The sequence below is a fragment of the Kitasatospora sp. NPDC053308 genome (assembly GCF_055585785.1).
This window is the reverse complement of sequence record NZ_JBVJJY010000012.1, coordinates 66,805-84,855: the sequence shown is the minus strand read 5'-3', so window position 1 is coordinate 84,855 and position 18,051 is coordinate 66,805. Positions and strand designations below refer to the sequence as shown.

Here is an 18,051-nt window from a genome sequence, read left to right as displayed (position 1 = left end):
GCGGGGTCGGCCTCCGTTCTGGTCCGGGGCGGGCGGCGGTCAGAGGGTGGCGTTGCCGCGGTGGGACGGGGTGAGGTTCTTCTCGCGGGCGGCCTGGCTGGTCGTGGAGGGGTGCTCGACGGACCAGCCGTCGCCGCTGAGCTTGAGCTTCTGCGCGGTGTGCTGGTCGTGTTCCTCGTAGTTGGTGGCGGTGAGGTCGGCCTTCTGCTGGGCTTCGTCCACGGCGTCCTGGAGCTGGTTGAGGACGTCGCGCAGCGCGTCGCGCATGGTGCTGTAGCGGCCGTGGATCTCGGTGGCTTCGGCGAAGGTGCCGAAGGCGTTCTTGCCGATCCCGCTGCGGCCGTGGGTGTCGGTGCCGTCGGCGTGCTTCTGGAAGTCGGCGAGCAGGAGCCGTACTTGGCCGGCGAAGGTGCGGAGCTGTTCGATCTCGACGCGGTAGCCCTGTCCGGCGCCGCCGGTGGATCCGGTCCCCGCGCTCGTACCGGAACCCTTGCCCGTGCTCGTGCCTGATCCCATGTCGGCGCCCCCGTGCGTCCGGTCCCGTCGGTCGGGGCCGGGGCCCCGGTGTCTCATGTCTAACACACGGGGCCCGAATCCCGCCCGGGGCTTGGTCAGTTCGCGGTCGTCCGGCCGTGCAGGGCCTCGGTGAGGGCGCGGCGGCAGAGGGCGTCGGCGTGCCGGGTGGTTTCGGGGAGGCGGTAGCGGCGGGCGAGGTCGAGGGTGGTGCGGACGGCGGTGTCGAGGCCGATCCGGTGGCCGACGGAGACGAAGACGGGTTTGACGCCGGGCCGGGTGCGGACGGCGCGGCCGACCTCTTCGCCGGTGGCGGGGTCGGTGAGGGGGGTCCAGGAGCCGCGTGGGGCGTCGGGTGCGTGGTGCTCGAAGGTGAAGGGGGTTTTGGCGACGCCGAGGGTGCGCAGTCCGGTGAGGACGCCGAGGTGGCTGGCGAGGCCGAGGCGTCGGGGGTGGGCGAGGCCGTAGCCGTCGCAGACGACGGTGTCGGGGGTGCGGGTGAGGGCGGCCAGGGCGTCGAGGACGGCGGGGAGTTCGCGGAAGGCGAGCAGTCCAGGGACGTAGGGGAAGGGGATCCGGCCGGTGGCGGTGGCCTGTTCCACGACGTCCAGGGTGTCCCGGTCGAGCAGGACGGCGGCGGCGACGACGAGGTCGTGGTCGTCGTCGTAGGCGACGTCCACGCCGGCGATCAGCCGGCCGACGGTCTCGCCTCCGTCCCGGGTGCCGCCGTCCCCGGCCTCTCCTTCGCGGGCCTCTCCTTCGCGCACCTCGTCGTCGTGGGCCTGGACGAGCGGGCGGAGCCGCTGCTGTTCGGCGAGTGCCTCGGCCTCGGTGGCGGGCCAGTCGGCGGGAATGGGCACGGTGGGTCCCCCGGTGTGTGGTGCGTGCGTGCGGCGCGTGGTGCGGACAGGTTTCGGTTCACGGTACAGACCGGGGCGGACGACCCCGGGGTGAGCCCGTGCGCCCCCTGTGCCCCCGGACGGGTGGCCTAGCCTGGACTTCCCGAACTCCCGTGCCGGGTAGGACTCCTGGAACCGGCCACACCCCCCGCCCGTTTCCCCCGACGTGCGAAGGATCTCCGCCATGCCGCGTCCCTCCGCTGCCCAGGTCTGCCTCGGCTCGTTCACCGTCGTCGCCTCCACGGTGGCACTGCTGGCCGTCTCGGGCGCCGATGGCGTCCTGGCGGTGGCAGTGCTGGTCGCGTTCGCGCTGGCTCTCGGCACCGTGGTGACGGTGCTCTCGCTGTCCGCGTCCTCCACCGCCGCCGCCCCGGGTTCACCCGCCGCCCCGCTCGCCGCCCCGACGACCACCGGCGCTGACGGAGCCACCGGCGCCACCGGAGCCACCGGAGCCACCGCCGAGTCCGCCGAGTCCGCCGCCGGGGCCGGAGCACCCGCCGAACGCGCGTACGCCCGGCAGCGCTGATCCGCTGCCGGGCGCGGCGCGTTCCGTGCCGCCGCTCAGACTTCCGTGGTGACCACCACGGTCTTCGCGGCCTTGTCGTGGACGCACTGCCGGTACGGCTTGTCGAAGACGCCGAAGAGCCCGTCGATGATCCACCACAGCGCGGCGCAGCAGAGGACGGCCGGGAGGATGAAGACCGCCGCGCGGGTCCAGGCGGCGGACTGGGTCGGGGTGTTCCCGTCGATGAGCATGGCGACGCGGATCTTCATCGCCTTCTTGCCGAGGGTCTGGCCGTCTCGGCTGAGCATCAGGGCGTCGTAGACGAGGTAGAGGGCGCAGCCGAGCCAGAACGCCTCGGTGGAGCCGTTGCGTTCGCTGAGGTCGGCGAAGGGCGCCACCACGACGACGCCGATGATCTGCATGATGAGGTAGTCGATCAGCCGGGCGACGATCCGCTTGGGCCAGGTGCCGATCGGCGGCATGCCGGGCACGGGTCCGACACCGGGAGTCCCGTACGCGCCGGGGCCGTAGCCGGTGCCGTAGCCGGGCGGGGGCTGGTCGTACGGGTTCTGGCCGTAGGGGTTCTGACCGTGGGTCTGGCCGCCGTGGGCGCTCCCGCCGTAGGTGCCCTGGTACGCGCCGGGGCCGTCGGCCGGGGCTTCGGGCGAACTGCCGGACGGGCCACCGGCGGACGGGCCGTCGCCGGGGCCTGCGGACGGGGTCGGGCCCGACGGCTCGCCTTCCGGCGTGCCGCCGCCCTGGTGCGGGGACTGCTTGTCGAAGGAGGGCTTGCCGCCCCCCTCCGGCTGGGGGCCTGAGGGGTCGTGGGTGCTCATTCCCCGAGTAGAACATCACACATTCTCAAGCTTCGGGATATTTTGCCCGTTTTGCCGCCGCTGACCGGAAGGGGCCGCCGACGGCAGAGGTGGAGGTCGCGGGGGCCTTCCTCAGGCCCGGACCACCCTGGTCCGGGCGGCGCGGTCCTGCCAGCCGCGCCGGGCCGGACGGTCGAACACCGGCCAGACCAGACCGAGCAGCAGCACCGTGCCCACCTGTCGGACGGCCCACCGGGTCAGGGACCGGCCGAGGCCCAGACCGGCCCTGGCCGCGGGAGCGCCGGGGGCGGCCGCGTCCACCACCCGGATCCGGGCCAGTCGCTTGCCGAAGGTCTGGCCGGTGCGGGCGGTCGGCAGCACCTCGTAGAGCAGGCTGACGAAGAGCAGGATGCCGATCAGTACAGCGATCTTGCCCACCACCACGTCGTCCACCAGCCAGACCTGGACCTGACGACGGGTGAGGGCGCTGGCCATCCGGGCCTGGTCGAGCTTCTCCTGGATGTGGTCGGAGACGGAGGCGGCGAGGGGGATCCCGGCGGCGACGGCGACCACCAGCAGGACGGCGGTGTCCACCGCCCGGGCCGCGAGCCGGCGCCCCGGCCCCGCCGGAACGGTGGCGCGCGCGGCGGCGGATCGGCGACCGACGGCGGTCTGCCGGGGCGGACGCACGGCGGGCATCGGCGTGGTGCGGACGGTGGTGGCGGCCGCTCCGCGCCCCGCCTCCGAAACCGCCACCGCCGCGCCTTCGGCCCTCGTCTGCTTCGCCCTCGTCTGCTTCGCCCTCGTCTCCGCCACCGCGGCTTCCTCGACCCCCGGCACCGCGCCGGAGGCCTCGACGGCCGGGGCCGGGGCCGGCGAATCCCGCACCGCCAGCGCCATCGCCGGCGCGGCGGCGGCCGGCTCCACGGCAACAGAAGCACGGCCCGCTTCCGCGCGCCCCTCCGCCGCCTCGGGCGCCCCCGGAAGCACCCCCCAGGAGACCCAGCGCGGCGCACCGCCCGTCTCCATCAGGCCGCGCTGCGCCCGGGGATCGGCGTGCCATCGCGACTCCTCCGCCGCTCCGGAAGCCGGTGCGGCCACCGTGCCGACCGCCGGTCCCTCGACGGCCCCGGTCGGCCCCTCCCCGGTCGGCGCAGTCCCGGTCGGCGCGGGAGCTGTCGACGGAGTCCCGATGGGCGCAGTCCCGATCGACACCGCCCCGGCCGGCGCGCCCCCGCCCGCCGGGGCGCCCGCTCCCAGCGGCACGTCCGAGCCCAGCGCCGCCTCCGAGAGCCCGGGAGCCCCGCCGCCCGCCGTGGGCCCGACCGTCCGGAACACCGGCCCGCCGATCACCTCCGCCACCCTCGGCCCGAGCACGAACGACGCCCCGCCCGAGGTCTGGTCGAAGTACACCGGCCCGGTGTCGCCGTCTCCGACGGACGGCTCCGCCTCCGGCCCGGGCACAGACAGCGGCACGGGCTCGGGCAGCGGCGCCGGTCCGGACATCGGCTCGGGCGAGGGCGCCGCGGCCGCCGGAACCGCCGGGGGCGGCACCGCCCGCGCCGGGGGGCCGCCCGGGCCGGGCCGCCGGGTCGCGTACCGGGGCGGCTCCAGCACCTCGCCGTCGGCGGGCGCGGGCCGGCTGGTGCCGGGCACCCAGGCGGAGCCGCCCCAGTACCGGACGAAGCCGGGGATGGAGGGGTCGGGGTAGTACCCCGGCCCGGGTGCGACGGCCGGGTCGCCGGCGTCGGCGAAGGGGCGGTCCGTCATGGGGGTCTTCTTTCCTGGCAGGTCCTGACGAGGGCAAGGAAGGAGCCGGTCGACCGACTGCGACACATCCGCCCGCGCGCGCCACCCGGCGCTCGGCGCGCGTGGGGGCGCGACCGATGGGCGGACAGTCGTCGGGCAGTCACAAAGGGTAGTACCTCGCGGAACCCCCGACGGGAAGTTCGCGAATCCCCGGACAGCGGAGGGCCGCTCACGGTAAGGAACCAGGCGCGCGGCCGGCACTCGCGCGCCGCGCGACCGCCCGTTCACCACCCCCGCCGCAACCCCGTCGAACGTCCCGAAGAAATCCCGGAAACGTGTGTAAGAGCCGGTGCGGACCGCCCTCTCAAAGGTCGCAGGGCCCGGAACCGGGTACGACCCGAAGACAGAGAGGAAGACGATCATGGAGCGCCCCGTCAGCGTCGTCGAGCACGAGTTGGAACTCAACCTGGTGCTCTCGCCGGAGCACAGCGTGCCCGTCCCGGCGCGGCTGTCCTACGGCAGCCACGACCCGTACGCCGTCTACGTCACCTTCCACCTGGACACCGGCTCCCCGGTGACCTGGGTGTTCGCCCGCGAGCTGCTGGTCGAGGGCACCTTCCGCCCGTGCGGCCAGGGCGACGTGCGGATCTGGCCGACCCGCTCCGGCCGGCGCAGCGTGCTCTGCCTGGCGCTGAGCTCGCCCGCCGGGGACGCGCTGCTGGAGGCGCCGCTGCCGGCCGTCGCGGCCTGGCTGGAGCGGGCGCACCGGCTGGTCCCGCCGGGCAGCGAGATGGCCGCGCTGGACCTGGACGGCTCGCTCGCCGAGCTGCTCGCCTAGGCGTGCGCGGCAGCGTGCACCGGCACGCACCCGACCGACACGGCGGTCGGGGGAACGACCTCCAGGGCCGCCGACGAGGCGATCGGCCGAGCGGCCGCCGGAGCGATCCGCGGGTCGACCGCCGGAGCGATCAAAGGAGCGGGAATCGAGCGAGCGGGAATCGAGGGAGCGGGAGCGGCGCCCCCGTCGGCTCAGCGGGCCGCGGGGGCCTGCTGACGACCGCGGGTGGCGTCCCGGCCGCCGCCGTCGGCCCCGCCGTCGCCGTCGCCGTCGCGCTGTCCGGGCAGCCGGACCAGCGGAGCGCCGGCGGAGCGGCGGCGCGCCCTTATCCGGATCGCGGCGGCGAGCAGGAAGCACAATCCGACCCACGGGTAGACCGAGGTCGGCAGCTGGCGCCACGGTGACTGGTGCAGCACGGCCGCGCCGACCGGCTTCGCCGCCCACATCGCGAAGGAGAGGAAGGCCACCAGCGTGGCCCAGAAGACCGCCCGCCAGCGCAGTCGGCGGACGTCGGCCGGGCGGGCGTGCTCGACGGAGGCCTCGGCGGCGAGCAGGACGAGCAGCGGTACGCACCAGACCCAGTGGTGGGTCCAGCTGATCGGGGAGATCAGCACGGCGGTGACGGCGGCGCAGCAGACGCCCCAGGCCTCGGCCCGGGGCAGCCAGCGGCTGCTGCGGGCGGCCCAGGCGGCGACGGCGAGGCCGGCCAGCGCGACCAGGCCAGCCCCGAGGGTGGCGACGGTGCCGGGATCGGCGGAGTGCAGCAGGCGGGCGAAGGCGCCGCGCAGCGACTGGTTGTCGACGATCCAGGTCTTGCCCACCCGGGAGGAGTCGTAGAGGTACTCGGTCCAGAAGCCCCAGGTCGCGTCGGGCAGGACGAGGGCGCCGAGCAGGAAGGTGCCCAGGAAGGTCAGGCCGGCCACGAAGGCGGCGCGGATCCGGCCGGTGATCAGGAGGTAGACGGCGAACAGGCCGGGGGTGAGCTTGATGCCGGCGGCGATGCCGATGGCCACGCCCTTGCTGCGGCGTTCGTCCGAACGGGTGAGGTCCCAGAGGATCAGGCAGGCGAGCGCGAGGTTGATCTGGCCGTAGCGGAGCGTGGTGAAGACGGGCTCCAGCCAGACCCCGAGGCCGGTCACCAGGATCACGCCGACCGGCCGCAGCTCCCGGCGCGGCCAGCCGGCCAGGGTGAAGGACAGGTGGGTCAGCAGGGCGAGCAGCCCGACGTTGCCGAGAGTGATCGCCACCCGGAGGAAGGGCACCGGGAACCAGGTGGTCGGGACGAACAGCATCGCCGCGAACGGGGGGTAGGTCGCGGGCAGGTTCCATTCGGTGACGCGCAGCCCGTAGAGGTCGGTGCCGTGGGCGACGGCGGCGCCCTCGGCCCGGTAGACGATCATGTCCACCATCGAGGTGTGCACGAAGTGGCGCACCACGGCGTAGGTGACCAGGGACAGCAGCGCCAGCGCGGAGGCGGCCAGCAGCGGGCGGCGGGGCGCTTCGCGCAGGGCCCGGGCGGGGGCGCCGAGTGCCCGGAGCAGCCGGTCCGACAGGGGGGCGGGCGCGGGGTCGGGTGCGATCCGCACCGGGCTGCGCTCGTCTTGCACCGCTGTCACTGTCCACTCCGTCCACCGCTCGGCCAACCAGCGACGATACCGGATGCCACTCGAACGGAGCCGGACGCGGGCGACTACGGAACGTGACCACGGCGTCCCGAGCGGTCCGGACCCGGCCGCGACCGGAGCGGGGGACGACCGCTGGCCGCCCCGCCCGGCCGCGAACGGGAGGAGCGACGGAGTGAGCCCCGGCCGCCCGTGCTCGGCTGCGGACTGAGCACGGACGGCCGGGGCCGCGCGGGAACCCGGCGGGCCTCAGCCCGTGTACGCCCCGAAGGCCCGGGTGAAGTCCAGCGGCTGCTGGACGATGCTGCTGCAGGTGGCGTCCGCGGAGGCCTTGGCGCCGCCCTCGCAGGCCTTGTCCCGGGTGCCGGACCACATGGCGAGCCACGCGAGGTGCTTGGTCCTGGCGAAGTCGGCGAGCTGCTTGGCGTCGGCCACGGTGAAGACCTCGGTTGCCACGTCGTTGACGCCGATCATCGGGGTGACCGCGACCCTGCGCCAGGCGGCCGCGTCGTCCAGCCCCAGCACGCTCTTCACCTGGGCCTGGGTGGCGGTGGCCGCGGCGATCGCGTACGCGCCCATCCGGCCCTGCGGGTTGGGGGCGACGCCGTCGCCGAAGTCCATCGCCATGATGTTGACGGCACCGATCGCGACGCCGTTGGCCTTGGCGTCGGCGACCAGGTCGACGCCCTCCTGGGTCAGGCCGGAGGGCAGCGCGGGCAGGGTGTAGGAGACGTCGAGGGCCTTGCCCTTGGCGGCGGCGTTCTTCTGCAGCTGGGCGATCGCCTGGGCGCGCCGGGTGTTGGCGGCGGTGTTCGCTATCGCGCCGCCTTCGACGTCGAAGTCCAGCTTGGTCGCACCGTAGGCGTCCACCACCTTCTGGTACGCGGCCGTGAGGTCGGCGGTGGAGCCGCAGACCAGGGCGAGTTCGCTGCCGTTGGCGCCGCCGAAGGAGATCCGGACGTCGCCGCCGATCGCACGCAGCGCGCCGATCTGCGCGGCCACCGCGTCGGCGGACAGGTCGCTGACCCCGCCCCACTTGGGCACGCAGCCGCCGCCGGACACCACGAAGGCGAGGTTGACGTTCTTCACGCCGCTCGCCTTGGCGGTGGCCACCAGGTCGTACGGCGGGTAGAGCGAGGTGTCCACGTACGGGGCGAAGCCGGCCCCGGCGCCGGCCGGGGGCACCGGCCCACCGGTCGCCGTGGGGGTGGCGGTCGGGGTCGGCGACGGGGTGGTCGGCTTCGCCGTGGCGGTCGGGCTGGGCTTGGCGGTGGCGGTCGGGGTGGTCGTCGGCGAGCCGGTCGGGGTGGCCGTGGGAGAGGCGGTGGCCGTGGCGGTCGGGCGCCCCGAAGGCGTGGGCGGGGTCCCGTCGCCGGCCTTGCAGGAGGAGTTGTTGATCAGGCAGTGGGCCGGCTCGGCCTGGGCCGCGCCCGCGCCCCGGGCGACGAAGCCGACCACCACGCTCTTGCCGGGCTCCAGCCGCTTGCTCCAGGACTCCGGCTTGACCGTGACGTGCTGCCCCTGGGCGGTGAAGGTGGCGTTCCAGAGCGAGTCGATCGCCGCCCCGGCCGACAGGTCGAAGCTGAGCGTCCAGTCCTCGATCGGGCTGCGGTCCGGGTTGGTGACCAGGTACTGGCCGGTGTAGCCGGCGTCCCAGGTGCTGGTCCGGCTGTAGACGGCACCGAGCGAGGCGGCGCTGGCCGAGGAAGCGAGGACGACGGTCCCGCCCGCGACGAGGGCGGCGGCGACCGCGGCGGCCCCGACGATCGCGCCCTTGCGGCTGCGCCTGCGGCGGCCGGAGCGACGGGTGGGCTGGGTGGTCATGGCGCGTTACCTCCGCGGATGCCTTCGGTCGGCCGCCGTCCGGGCACGGGTGCCTGCGGACCTCCGGGCGGCCGGCCCGGCTCGGTCGGGTGACCGGCGCGACCGACGCTAGCGGCGGACCGCGGGCCGGAACGGCGGGCTGAGCGAGGGGTAGAACTCCCTTAGGCCGCCGTTAAGGAAGAGCCTCGGACCATCACGAACCCGCCGCACCGCCGACGCGCGGTCACCACCCGACCCGCCACCGAGGCGCCGTCACCGCCCGCCCCACCGCCGCCGCACCACCGAGGAGCCGTCACCACCCGTCCCTTGGCCGGCGCACCGCCGACACGCCGCCACCCCCGACGAACCCCGCCGCACCACCGACGAGCAGTCACCACCCGTCCCCCGCCGTCGCACCGTCGACGCACGGTCACCATCCGTCCCCCGCCGCCGCACCGCCGACACGCCGCCACCCCCGACGAACCCCGCCGCCTCCCCGCCGCGCCGCCGCCGCGCCGCCGCCGCACCCACCGACCCGCCGTCACCGCGAGAACAGCGCCCCCCGGTTGCGCCGCCGCCTGGACCGCAGCGGCCCCGCCACCTCCGGCCGGGTGCGCAGCCGCAGTCGGGCCTCGGCGCCGCCGAGGACCGCGGAGCGGCCGAGCGCGAGGTCCCCGCCGGTGGATTCGGCGAGCTTGCGGACGATGTCCAGGCCGAGGCCAGTCGAGCCCTCCCCGCCGTGGCCCTCGCCCCGCTTGAGGGCGGCCGCGGGGTCGTCGTACCCCGGTCCGGCGTCGCCGACCAGCACGATCACCGAGCTGTCGGTGGCCAGGACGTCCACCGAGAAGGCGGTGCCGACGGCGGTGTGCCGGAAGACATTGCCGAGCAGCGCGTCGACGGCGGCCGCCAGGTCGCCGCGCTGGACGGGTACGGGTGCCGCGCGCTCGGCGCCGGCCAGCTGCCAGCGGCGCCCTTCGTCCTCCGCCAGCGCGGACCAGAAGCCGACCCGCTCCCGGATCACCTCCGCGGCGTCGCAGCCGACCGCGACGGCGGGCGCGTCCTCGGGGGCGCGCCGGGCCGAGCGGATGATCTGGTCGACCTCGCGTTCGAGCTGGGCGACGGCGTGCCGGGTGGCGTCGGCCGCGTCGCCGTCGCCGAGCGAGGCGGCGTTGAGCCGCAGCACGGTCAGCGGGGTACGCAGCCGGTGGGACAGGTCGGCGGCCAGTTCCCTTTCGGCGGCGAGGAGTTGGACCACCCGGTCGGCCATGGTGTTGAACGCGTGGCCGGCCTCGCGCAGTTCCTCCGGACTGCCCTCGACCTGCTTCCCCGTCACCGGGACCCGGACGGCGAGGTCGCCGGCGCCGAGCGAGCGGGCGGCGCCGGCGAGGCGACGGGCGGAGGCGACGATCCTGGTCCCCATCCGGTCGGCGACCAGCACCGAGATGGCGACCAGGCCGAGCGCCACGGCGGAGAGCACCAGCCAGGCGGTGGAGACGCCCCGGGTGAGGTCGCTCTCGGCCACGTACACCTCGACCACGGCGGTCCGTGCGGTGTCCACCGCGACCGGCTGGAGCAGCGCGTAGCCGCCGGGGACCTGCACGGTGAAGGAGCGGCCCTGCCCGCCGGCCGTGGCCACGTCGCCGGCGGCGGCCCGGCCCTCCCCCAGGGTCGGCCCGACGGGTCCGCCGGTCCCGGGGGCGTCGGGCTGCCCGGCCGCGGGCAGGTGGACCGCCATCCGCCCCTGTCCGCCCGCGTCCGTACTGGCCAGGGCCCGGGTGACGGCGTCCTGGTCGGTGGTGATCGCCAGGGCCGGCCCGAGCGCCGCCGCCTGCCGTTCGGCGGCGGTGAACGCCCGGTCCCGCGCGGTCTGCTGGACCATCAGGCCGAGCGGGATGAGGAAGGCCAGCGCGACCATGGTGGTCCCGGCCACGGCGGCCTTGATCAGGGCCCAGCGCAGTGAGCGCCCGAACCTCCTCATGTCCGGTGCCCCGCCGGGCCTCCGGTGGCTTCCAGCCGGACCCCGACGCCCCGGACGGTGTGCAGGTAGCGGGGGTTGGAGGCGGTCTCGCCGAGCTTGCGGCGCAGCCAGGAGAGGTGGACGTCGATGGTCTGGTCACCGCCGTAGGTCTGCTGCCACACCTCCGCGAGGATCTCCTTGCGCGGCACCACGACGCCGGGCCGGGCGGCCAGGAAGGCCAGCAGGTCGAACTCGCGGCGGGTCAGGTCCAGCAGCCGCCCGTCCAGGGCGGCTTCGCGCCGCTGCAGGTCGATGGCGAGTCCGCCGACCCGCAGGACCTGGGCGACGGGCGCGGCGCCGCTGCCGAACCGGCGGAGCACGGCGGCCATCCGGGCGCTGAGGTGCTCACCGGAGAAAGGTTTCACCAAGTAGTCGTCCGCGCCGTCGTTGAGCAGTCGGACGATCTCGGCCTCGTCGTCCCGGGCGGTGGAGATGATCACCGGCACATTGGTCAGGCCCCGGATCATCTTGAGCGCCTCGCTGCCGTCCAGATCGGGCAGCCCCAGGTCGAGGATCACCAGGTCGCAGCCGACCTGGGCGACCTCCCGCAGTGCCTCCAGGGCGGTGCCCACGCTGCGGACCGCGTGACCGGTGTCGGTCAGGTGGCGGATGAGGGCGGAACGTACGAAGGGGTCGTCCTCGACCACGAGCACTGTTGCCATGGCCCTGCACGGTACGCCATCGGCGGGCAGTGGCCTGTACCTCGGGGGCCGGTCCGGCACCGGGCAACTGCCGTGAGGAATACCGGGGGTGCCGGTTCGGACGGGGCGGAAGTGCGGCAGGATGTGCGGACGATGCGGAACGGACTGGTACAGCTCGGTGCCTGGGCGGCGGCCACCGGGGCGGCGGTGGCGCTGTCCTGGCTCGGCGTGCACGCGGTGCTGACCGGCGCCGCCTTCGAGCAGCCGACGGCCCTGCCGCTGCCCTCCCCGAAGGCCGATGCCGCGCCGCCCCCGCCGACCGCCGCCGCCGAGCAGCCGCGCCCGGCCGACCAGTCCGGGCCCCCGCCCCCGACCCCGCCGGCCTCCCCGGCCGCCGCCACCCCGCACGGACCGGCGCCCGTCGCCCCCGCCCCGTCGCCGACCCGCCGGCCCACGCCGACGGCCACCGCCACGTCCACCGTGAAGAGCTACCCGATCCCGGGCGGCAAGGTCGCGCTGGACCTGGAGCCCGACCGGGCCTCGCTGGTGTCCGCCACCCCGGACCCGGGCTGGCAGATGCAGGTGTGGAACGGCGTCCAGTGGATGCGGATCGACTTCACCAAGGACGCCCAGGCCAACTCGGTCTTCGTCTACTGGAACGGGCACCCGCCCGTGGTGGAGACGGCCGTCCGCTGAGGCGTGTCTGACGGTCCCCGCCGGTCAGAACCCGTCGTACGGCACGAACCCCGGCAGGTACGGCCCCGCGTAGCCGGCCCGGTCGACCAGCGTGTGCCTGGTCCCGCCCGGCACCCCGATGGCGGCCAGCACCACCGAGCCGTACGCGTCCCGGGTCTCGTACGGCTCGGCCAGCGACAGCGCGCCGCGGTCGACCGCGTAGTCGTAGGCGTAGTGGACGTCCGGCACGCTCACCGCGACGTCCAGCACCCCGTCGCCGTACCGCTCCAGGTAGGCGGCCAGTTCCCGCCCGCGCGGGCCGCGCGGGCCGGGCACCCGCACCGGCGAGGTGAGCACGATCCGCGTCCCCGGCGCGGCGAGCACGTACGAGACGGTCTCCGGCTCACCGGTCTCCGGCCCCGCGTACGCCGTACAGCGCAGTCCGAGCAGAGCGCGGTAGCGGCGGGCGGCCAGCTCGGCGTCGCCGACCGCGAAGACCACCGCGTCCGCGTGGCCCGCGGTCGGCGCCCCCGGGCCGGCCGGGCCGAGTGCGGTGCCCGGAGCCGAGCCCGGAGCGGCGCCCGGAAGGAGTCCTGCCCCGAGCGGGGCGGTGTCGGCGGCGGTGTCGGTCATGACGGCCTCCCGGTAGGCGTACGGACCACGCTGGGGCCCCGGCGCCGGGGTGGGGGCCCGGGCACGGGGGTCGTGGCTGGAGGGTGGCGCCGAGACGACCTCCGCGCAACTGTTCCGTTTCCTCCTGGCCAAGCTGCGCCCCGGAGCGGGAGAATCGGCCGCACCGCTGTACAGAATGCCCACCGGAGGACGGTGCCGCGATGCCCCCCGCCCATTCCCCGAGCTCCCCCGGCTCGCCCAACCCCGCTGCCCCGCACGGCACTTCGATCGTGGGCAGCACGAACGACACCATCGACGCGCTGGACGGCCGGCTGATCCGGCTGCTCGCCGAGGAGCCGCGGATCGGGGTGCTGGAGTGCTCGCGCCGGCTGCAGGTCGCCCGCGGCACCGTGCAGGCCCGGCTGGACCGGCTGCAGGCCAAGGGGGTGATCGGCGGCTTCGGCCCCGAGGTGGACCCGGCGGCGATCGGCTACCCGGTGACGGCCTTCGCCACCCTGGAGATCTCCCAGGGCCAGGGCACCGACGTGCGGGCGCACCTCGCGGCCGTGCCGGAGGTGCTGGAGCTGCACACCATCACCGGGATCGGGGACATGATGGTGCGGATCGTGGCCCGCTCCAACGCCGATCTGCAGCGGGTGATCGACCGGGTCGTGGGCTTCGACGGGATCGTCCGCTCGTCCACCGCGATCGTGCTGGAGAACCCGGTGCCGTACCGGATCCTGCCGCTGGTCGACCAGGCCGCCGCCGAGTAGGGCGGGCGGCGACGGGGACCCGCCGGTCAGCAGGCGGGGACACTGCCGCCGCTCTTCAGCGCCTGCAGCGCCGACACCGCCTCGGCGAGCGTGCCGACCGGCACCAGCCGCAGCGACGTCGGCGTGTTGACCTTCGCGTCCGCGCACTCGTCCCTGGGCAGCAGGAACACCGTCGCACCGTCCCGGGCGGCCGCCCGCGTCTTCAGCGGGACGCCGCCCACCGGGCCGACGGTGCCGTCCTTGTCGATGGTCCCGGTGCCCGCGATGTTCAGCCCACCCGTGAGGTCGCCGCCCTTGCCGTCTCCGGCGATCTTGTCGACGATGCCCAGCGCCAGCATCTGGCCGGCGCTCGGGCCGCCGACGTCACCCAGGTCGACCTTGACCTTGACCTGGTCCGGCGACAGGTGGAGGTAGTCCAGCGCGGCCGCGGTGGCGCTGTCCTGCGACTCGGCCATCTGCTGGGCCGTCACCTCCTCCGCCTTCGCCGGGTTGCCCTGCGGGTACACGGTGTCGGTCGGGCGCACCGCCTCCTCGGGGTCGAACCAGGCCTGCATCGAGCGCAGGAAGGTGTTCCGCTGGTCCGGGTTGGTCGCCGAGATGGTGACCATCCGCAGCTGGCCCTCGGTGGTGCGCAGCGGCGCCCCGGTGATGGTGAGCACCGGCTTGTCCTGGTACGTGCCCAGGGTGTCCGCGGTCAGGCCCGGCCAGGTGAGGGTGTACGGCAGCGGGACGAAGGCGGCCACGCCGAAGAGCGCGGCGACCAGCACCCCGCACAGCGCGAGCGCGCGGGTCCGCGGGGCGGTGAGGGCCTTGGAGAGCTTGGTGTCGGACACAAGGGGAATCCAAACACACCCTGCCGGCCGGCCGCTCGCCTCGGCGGCGCTCCGTCACCCACCCGCTCGCCTCGGCGGCGCTCCGTCACCCGCCCGCTCGCCCCCGGGGCGCGCCGTCACCCGCCCCCGGCGCTACCGCAGGGCGTCGGCCACCTCGGTCGCCGCCTCCACGACCCGGGGGCCGACCCGCTCGGGCACCATCCCGTTGAGCATCACCACCCCGACGCTGCCCTCGATGCCGCTCAGTCCGAGCAGCGCGGCGGCGGCCCCGCACGCCCCGGACTGCTCCTCCGCGCGGGTGATGACGAAGCCCTGCTCGGGCCGGCGCTGGCTGGGGAAGGTGCGGGCCTCCAGGATCGCCCGGCCGGCCGCGCTCTCGCCGAGCGGGTGGCGCAGCCCGGTCCGGTAGGCGACGTGGAAGTCGGTCCAGCTCGGCTCGACCACGGCGACGGCCAGCGCCTCGTTGCCGTCCACCAGGGTCAGGTGGGCGGTGGCGCCGAGGTCCTCGGCGAGGCTGCGCAGGGCGGGCAGCGCGGCCTCGCGCAGCAGCGGGTGCACGCGGTGGGCGAGCCGCAGCACGCCGAGGCCCACCCGGGCGCGGCCGCCGATGTCCCGGCGGACCAGACCGTGCTGCTCCAGGGTGGCCAGCAGCCGGTAGACGACGGTGCGGTTGACGGCCAGCCGGGCGGCCAGTTCGGTGACGGTGAGCCCACGCTCGGAGTCGGCGAGGAGCTTGAGGACCCGGACGCCGCGGTCCAGGGTCTGGGAGGTCTCGGCTGTCACGACGGGCAATCCTTTCCGCGGCGCTCGCGGGGCGGGCGGCGCCGGTCCAAGGTCGGTGTCGCGCGCAGGTGGGGGTGGCCGCGCTCGGGCCGTGCGCGGCGTCCTCCTTGACGCCGGTGCGGCCCTGCGGCGCCGTCCCGCGGGGGTGGCCCGGCGGTAGAGCGTGGGGGAAAGGTAGTGAAGTAAATGTCGCGGCGGAAGTGGTTGTCCAAAATTCGGGCGTGATCGACGGCAACGACGCCGAAGAAACCGGACAAACCCTCACGAATTCACCGGCACATCAGCGCACAAGTTCGACCTCGGTCCGAAGTCCGGACACACCGGGGCAGACGGCCCTCCCGGGGCCGCCTGCCGGACCGTTACTTCGCCCACTCCCGGATCTTGGCGATCCGCGCCTTCAGCTGGTTGGCGGTGGCCTGCGCCGTGAGCGGCCCGCCGCACTGGCGGCGCAGCTCGTTGTGGATGGTGCCGTGCGGCTGATTGGTGCGGTGGTGCCAGGCGGCCACCAGCGCGTTCAGCTCCTTGCGCAGCTCCCGCAGCTCCTGGTGGGTGACGACCGGCCGCTCCTCGGCCGGGAGCTCCAGCAGGTCGGCCTCCTCGGCGGGCTTGGCCTTGGAGCGCTGGATCTGCCGGTGCTGGCGCTTCTGCAGCAGCATCTGCACCTGGTCCGGCTCCAGCAGGCCGGGGATGCCGAGGTAGTCCTCCTCCTCCTCGCTCCCCGGGTGGGCCTGCATGCCGAACTCCATGGCGTTGTACAGCACCCGGTCGAAGACCGCGTCGGAGCCCAGCGCCTCGTACGAGAACTCCTCGCCGCCCGCGCCGTCCGGCCCGTCGTTGACCCGCTCGGCCTCGGCGAGCAGCCGGTCCTCCTCGTCGAAGAGACCGTCGCCCTCCTTCTTCGGCCGGTCCAGCACGTGGTCGCGCTGGACCTCCATCTCGTTGGCGAAGCCGAGCAGCATCGGGATGGTCGGCAGGAACACCGAGGCGGTCTCGCCGCGCTTGCGGGCGCGCACGAAGCGGCCGACGGCCTGGGCGAAGAACAGCGGGGTGGAGATCGAGGTCGCGTACACCCCGACGGCCAGCCGGGGGACGTCGACGCCCTCGGACACCATGCGGACCGCGACCATCCAGCGCGAGGTCCCGGCCGCGTAGTCGGAGATCCGCTTGGACGCCTCGGCCTCGTCCGAGAGCACCAGGGTGACCTTCTCGCCGCAGATCTCGCGCAGCATCTTGGCGTACGCGCGGGCCACGGTCTGGTCGGTGGCGATCACCAACCCGCCGGCGTCCGGGATGGCCTTGCGAACCTCGCTCAGCCGCCGGTCGGCGGCCTGCAGCACGGCCGGGATCCACTCGCCCTGCGGGGACAGCGCGGTGCGCCAGGCCTGGGCGATCAGGTCCTTGGTCATCGGCTCGCCGAGCCGGGCCTCCAGCTCGTCGCCGGCCTTGGTGCGCCAGCGCATGTTGCCGCTGTAGCTGAGGAAGATCACCGGGCGGACGACGTGGTCGGCGAGCGCGTTGCCGTAGCCGTAGGTGTAGTCGGCCACCGACTTGCGGATGCCGTCGCTGCCGGCCTCGTACTGGACGAACGGGATCGGGTTGGTGTCCGAGCGGAACGGCGTCCCGGTCAGCGCCAGGCGGCGGGTGGCCGGCTCGAAGGCCTCGAAGCAGGCCTCGCCCCAGGACTTGGAGTCACCGGCGTGGTGGATCTCGTCCATGATCACGAGGGTCTTGCGGGCCTCGGTCCGGTTGCGGTGCAGCATCGGGTTGACCCCGACGCCCGCGTAGGTGATCGCGATGCCGTGGTACTCCCGGGACAGCGGCCCGGAGGAGTACGCCGGGTCCAGCTTGATGCCTATCCGCGCGGCGGCCTCGGCCCACTGCTTCTTCAGGTGCTCGGTCGGCGCGACCACGGTCACCTGCTGCACCAGGTGGTTGTGCAGCAGGTACGAGGCCAGGGTGAGCGCGAAGGTGGTCTTTCCCGCGCCCGGGGTGGCGACCGCGAGGAAGTCGCGCGGCTGCGTCTCGATGTACTTGTCCAGCGCACCCTGCTGCCAGGCCCGGAGCTTGCCCGCGGTGCCCCAGGGGGCACGGCCGGGGAAGGCCGGGGAGAGGTGGTGCGAGCCGGCGGGGGCGGCATGGCCCACGGGCCGGGCGGGCGCCTGCGGCTCCGGGGCGTCGGAGAACAGCGGCATCGAGGAGGCGGCGGCAGTACTCACGGTCTCCGAGGGGGATCATCGCAGGTCAGAGGCGGTTTTTCGGCCCTGTCCCGCGGTCGGGCGGCGATCGGACAACCCGCCCAGCCTACCGGCCCGACACCGCTGGAGCCTCCAGGAGACGCTCCGCGCCGGGACCGTACGGCCGGAAATCGGTGTGACGCGGATCACGCCCCCCTGCTCCCGGAACCCGGTAATCACGGCGGTCGACAGGACTCCCACCAGGTGGGGCCGCGCCGACCCCACCACCGTGAGCGCGGCCCCGCACCGACCCGAAGGGACTCCCGTGCGCACCGTCGAAGAGACCGTCCAGGCCCGCCTGATCCTCTCCCCCCACCGTTCCGCCCGTCTGCGGGTGGTGCTGTCCTACCTGCCGGAGGACCCGCTGGCCGTCCGGATGGCCTTCCCCGCCGAGTTCTCCCTGGACGGGACGGAGGAGGGCCGGGACGCCGAGGACGTCGTCTGGGTCTTCGCGCGCCGACTGCTCTCCGAGGGCGTCGAGCTGCCGACCGGCGTCGGCGACGTCCATGTGCGGCCCTCGCCCGCCCGGAGCACCATGGTCGAGCTCCGGGCCCCGGAGGGCACCGCGCTGCTCAGGTTCGAGACCGGAGACCTCCGTCGCTTCCTGTGGCGCAGCCGACTGCTCGTCCCCGAGGGCGAGGAGCACCTGCACCTGGACGCCGACCGCGCCCTCGCCCAGCTCCTGGGCTGACGGCTGTCCGCCCGCTCGCCGACCCGACGGAGCCCGGGGCGGGGGCCC

General features: G+C 74.8%; 17 protein-coding genes. 5 read left to right on the top strand and 12 right to left on the bottom strand.

Features of this window, described 5'->3' with window-relative positions:
- Positions 1-39 precede the first annotated feature (39 nt).
- On the bottom strand, positions 40-516 hold the full coding sequence (locus ACZ6Y7_RS25065) for a hypothetical protein (protein ID WP_465760167.1): 477 nt from the start codon (positions 514-516) through the stop codon (positions 40-42).
- 95 nt (positions 517-611) lie between these two features.
- Positions 612-1,373 carry an endonuclease V gene (locus tag ACZ6Y7_RS25060; RefSeq protein WP_465760166.1) on the bottom strand — a complete coding sequence of 254 codons (762 nt, stop codon included), beginning with the start codon at positions 1,371-1,373 and terminating at the stop codon, positions 612-614.
- 223 nt (positions 1,374-1,596) lie between these two features.
- On the opposite strand from ACZ6Y7_RS25060, the gene ACZ6Y7_RS25055 reads away from it, so the two are divergent.
- Positions 1,597-1,938 (top strand): hypothetical protein, encoded by a 342-nt coding sequence (locus tag ACZ6Y7_RS25055; protein WP_465760165.1) that lies wholly within the window; start codon positions 1,597-1,599, stop codon positions 1,936-1,938.
- A 35-nt stretch (positions 1,939-1,973) separates the two neighbouring features.
- Here ACZ6Y7_RS25055 and ACZ6Y7_RS25050 read toward each other — a convergent pair whose 3' ends face one another.
- The gene (locus ACZ6Y7_RS25050) at positions 1,974-2,753 is read right to left on the bottom strand and encodes an RDD family protein (RefSeq protein ID WP_465760164.1); all 780 of its coding nucleotides are present in this window, start codon (positions 2,751-2,753) and stop codon (positions 1,974-1,976) included.
- A gap of 111 nt (positions 2,754-2,864) precedes the next feature.
- Entirely contained in the window at positions 2,865-4,502 is a 1,638-nt protein-coding gene (locus tag ACZ6Y7_RS25045; protein WP_465760163.1) for an RDD family protein, read from the bottom strand.
- Between the two features lie 400 nt (positions 4,503-4,902).
- Here ACZ6Y7_RS25045 and ACZ6Y7_RS25040 point away from each other — a divergent pair, with 400 nt between their 5' ends.
- Positions 4,903-5,319, top strand: coding sequence for an SsgA family sporulation/cell division regulator (locus ACZ6Y7_RS25040; RefSeq protein ID WP_465760162.1), 417 nt, complete (start codon positions 4,903-4,905; stop codon positions 5,317-5,319).
- Between the two features lie 191 nt (positions 5,320-5,510).
- Here the strand turns inward: ACZ6Y7_RS25040 and ACZ6Y7_RS25035 are convergent, their stop codons facing one another.
- The 4 genes from ACZ6Y7_RS25035 to ACZ6Y7_RS25020 form a co-directional block, all read right to left on the bottom strand.
- Positions 5,511-6,935: a glycosyltransferase 87 family protein gene (locus tag ACZ6Y7_RS25035; RefSeq protein WP_465760161.1), complete on the bottom strand. Its 1,425-nt coding sequence runs from the start codon at positions 6,933-6,935 to the stop codon at positions 5,511-5,513.
- Positions 6,936-7,190: 255 nt separating this feature from the next.
- Positions 7,191-8,765 carry a cellulose binding domain-containing protein gene (locus ACZ6Y7_RS25030; RefSeq protein WP_465760160.1) on the bottom strand — a complete coding sequence of 525 codons (1,575 nt, stop codon included), beginning with the start codon at positions 8,763-8,765 and terminating at the stop codon, positions 7,191-7,193.
- A gap of 520 nt (positions 8,766-9,285) precedes the next feature.
- On the bottom strand, positions 9,286-10,701 hold the full coding sequence (locus ACZ6Y7_RS25025) for a sensor histidine kinase (RefSeq protein WP_465760296.1): 1,416 nt from the start codon (positions 10,699-10,701) through the stop codon (positions 9,286-9,288).
- A 17-nt stretch (positions 10,702-10,718) separates the two neighbouring features.
- Positions 10,719-11,423, bottom strand: a complete 705-nt coding sequence (locus ACZ6Y7_RS25020) for a response regulator transcription factor (protein WP_465760159.1) — start codon at positions 11,421-11,423, stop codon at positions 10,719-10,721.
- Positions 11,424-11,555: 132 nt separating this feature from the next.
- On the opposite strand from ACZ6Y7_RS25020, the gene ACZ6Y7_RS25015 reads away from it, so the two are divergent.
- Positions 11,556-12,098 (top strand): hypothetical protein, encoded by a 543-nt coding sequence (locus tag ACZ6Y7_RS25015; protein WP_465760158.1) that lies wholly within the window; start codon positions 11,556-11,558, stop codon positions 12,096-12,098.
- Positions 12,099-12,122: 24 nt separating this feature from the next.
- Here the strand turns inward: ACZ6Y7_RS25015 and ACZ6Y7_RS25010 are convergent, their stop codons facing one another.
- Complete coding sequence (locus tag ACZ6Y7_RS25010; protein ID WP_465760157.1) at positions 12,123-12,710, bottom strand: VOC family protein; 588 nt, start codon at positions 12,708-12,710, stop codon at positions 12,123-12,125.
- A 269-nt stretch (positions 12,711-12,979) separates the two neighbouring features.
- Between ACZ6Y7_RS25010 and ACZ6Y7_RS25005 the strand changes: the two genes are divergently transcribed.
- Entirely contained in the window at positions 12,980-13,462 is a 483-nt protein-coding gene (locus tag ACZ6Y7_RS25005; protein WP_402219558.1) for an Lrp/AsnC family transcriptional regulator, read from the top strand.
- Between the two features lie 26 nt (positions 13,463-13,488).
- Here the strand turns inward: ACZ6Y7_RS25005 and ACZ6Y7_RS25000 are convergent, their stop codons facing one another.
- From ACZ6Y7_RS25000 to ACZ6Y7_RS24990, 3 genes are all read right to left on the bottom strand, one after another.
- The gene (locus tag ACZ6Y7_RS25000) at positions 13,489-14,295 is read right to left on the bottom strand and encodes a S16 family serine protease (RefSeq protein WP_465760156.1); all 807 of its coding nucleotides are present in this window, start codon (positions 14,293-14,295) and stop codon (positions 13,489-13,491) included.
- Positions 14,296-14,427: 132 nt separating this feature from the next.
- Positions 14,428-15,078, bottom strand: coding sequence for an IclR family transcriptional regulator (locus tag ACZ6Y7_RS24995; protein ID WP_402219552.1), 651 nt, complete (start codon positions 15,076-15,078; stop codon positions 14,428-14,430).
- Between the two features lie 359 nt (positions 15,079-15,437).
- On the bottom strand, positions 15,438-17,270 hold the full coding sequence (locus ACZ6Y7_RS24990) for a DEAD/DEAH box helicase (RefSeq protein ID WP_465760295.1): 1,833 nt from the start codon (positions 17,268-17,270) through the stop codon (positions 15,438-15,440).
- A gap of 307 nt (positions 17,271-17,577) precedes the next feature.
- Between ACZ6Y7_RS24990 and ACZ6Y7_RS24985 the strand changes: the two genes are divergently transcribed.
- The gene (locus ACZ6Y7_RS24985) at positions 17,578-18,003 is read left to right on the top strand and encodes an SsgA family sporulation/cell division regulator (protein ID WP_465760155.1); all 426 of its coding nucleotides are present in this window, start codon (positions 17,578-17,580) and stop codon (positions 18,001-18,003) included.
- Positions 18,004-18,051 lie beyond the last annotated feature (48 nt).

What these genes read in the sequence shown, in the direction of transcription:
- ACZ6Y7_RS25045 (WP_465760163.1), bottom strand. Translation starts at nt 4,502, where the DNA reads ATGACGGACCGCCCCTTCGCCGACGCCGGCGACCCGGCCGTCGCACCC.
- ACZ6Y7_RS25050 (WP_465760164.1), bottom strand. Translation starts at nt 2,753, where the DNA reads ATGAGCACCCACGACCCCTCAGGCCCCCAGCCGGAGGGGGGCGGCAAG.
- ACZ6Y7_RS25040 (WP_465760162.1), top strand. Translation starts at nt 4,903, where the DNA reads ATGGAGCGCCCCGTCAGCGTCGTCGAGCACGAGTTGGAACTCAACCTG.
- ACZ6Y7_RS24990 (WP_465760295.1), bottom strand. Translation starts at nt 17,270, where the DNA reads ATGCCGCTGTTCTCCGACGCCCCGGAGCCGCAGGCGCCCGCCCGGCCC.
- ACZ6Y7_RS25030 (WP_465760160.1), bottom strand. Translation starts at nt 8,765, where the DNA reads ATGACCACCCAGCCCACCCGTCGCTCCGGCCGCCGCAGGCGCAGCCGC.
- ACZ6Y7_RS25010 (WP_465760157.1), bottom strand. Translation starts at nt 12,710, where the DNA reads ATGACCGACACCGCCGCCGACACCGCCCCGCTCGGGGCAGGACTCCTT.
- ACZ6Y7_RS25055 (WP_465760165.1), top strand. Translation starts at nt 1,597, where the DNA reads ATGCCGCGTCCCTCCGCTGCCCAGGTCTGCCTCGGCTCGTTCACCGTC.
- ACZ6Y7_RS25065 (WP_465760167.1), bottom strand. Translation starts at nt 516, where the DNA reads ATGGGATCAGGCACGAGCACGGGCAAGGGTTCCGGTACGAGCGCGGGG.
- ACZ6Y7_RS25020 (WP_465760159.1), bottom strand. Translation starts at nt 11,423, where the DNA reads ATGGCAACAGTGCTCGTGGTCGAGGACGACCCCTTCGTACGTTCCGCC.
- ACZ6Y7_RS25015 (WP_465760158.1), top strand. Translation starts at nt 11,556, where the DNA reads ATGCGGAACGGACTGGTACAGCTCGGTGCCTGGGCGGCGGCCACCGGG.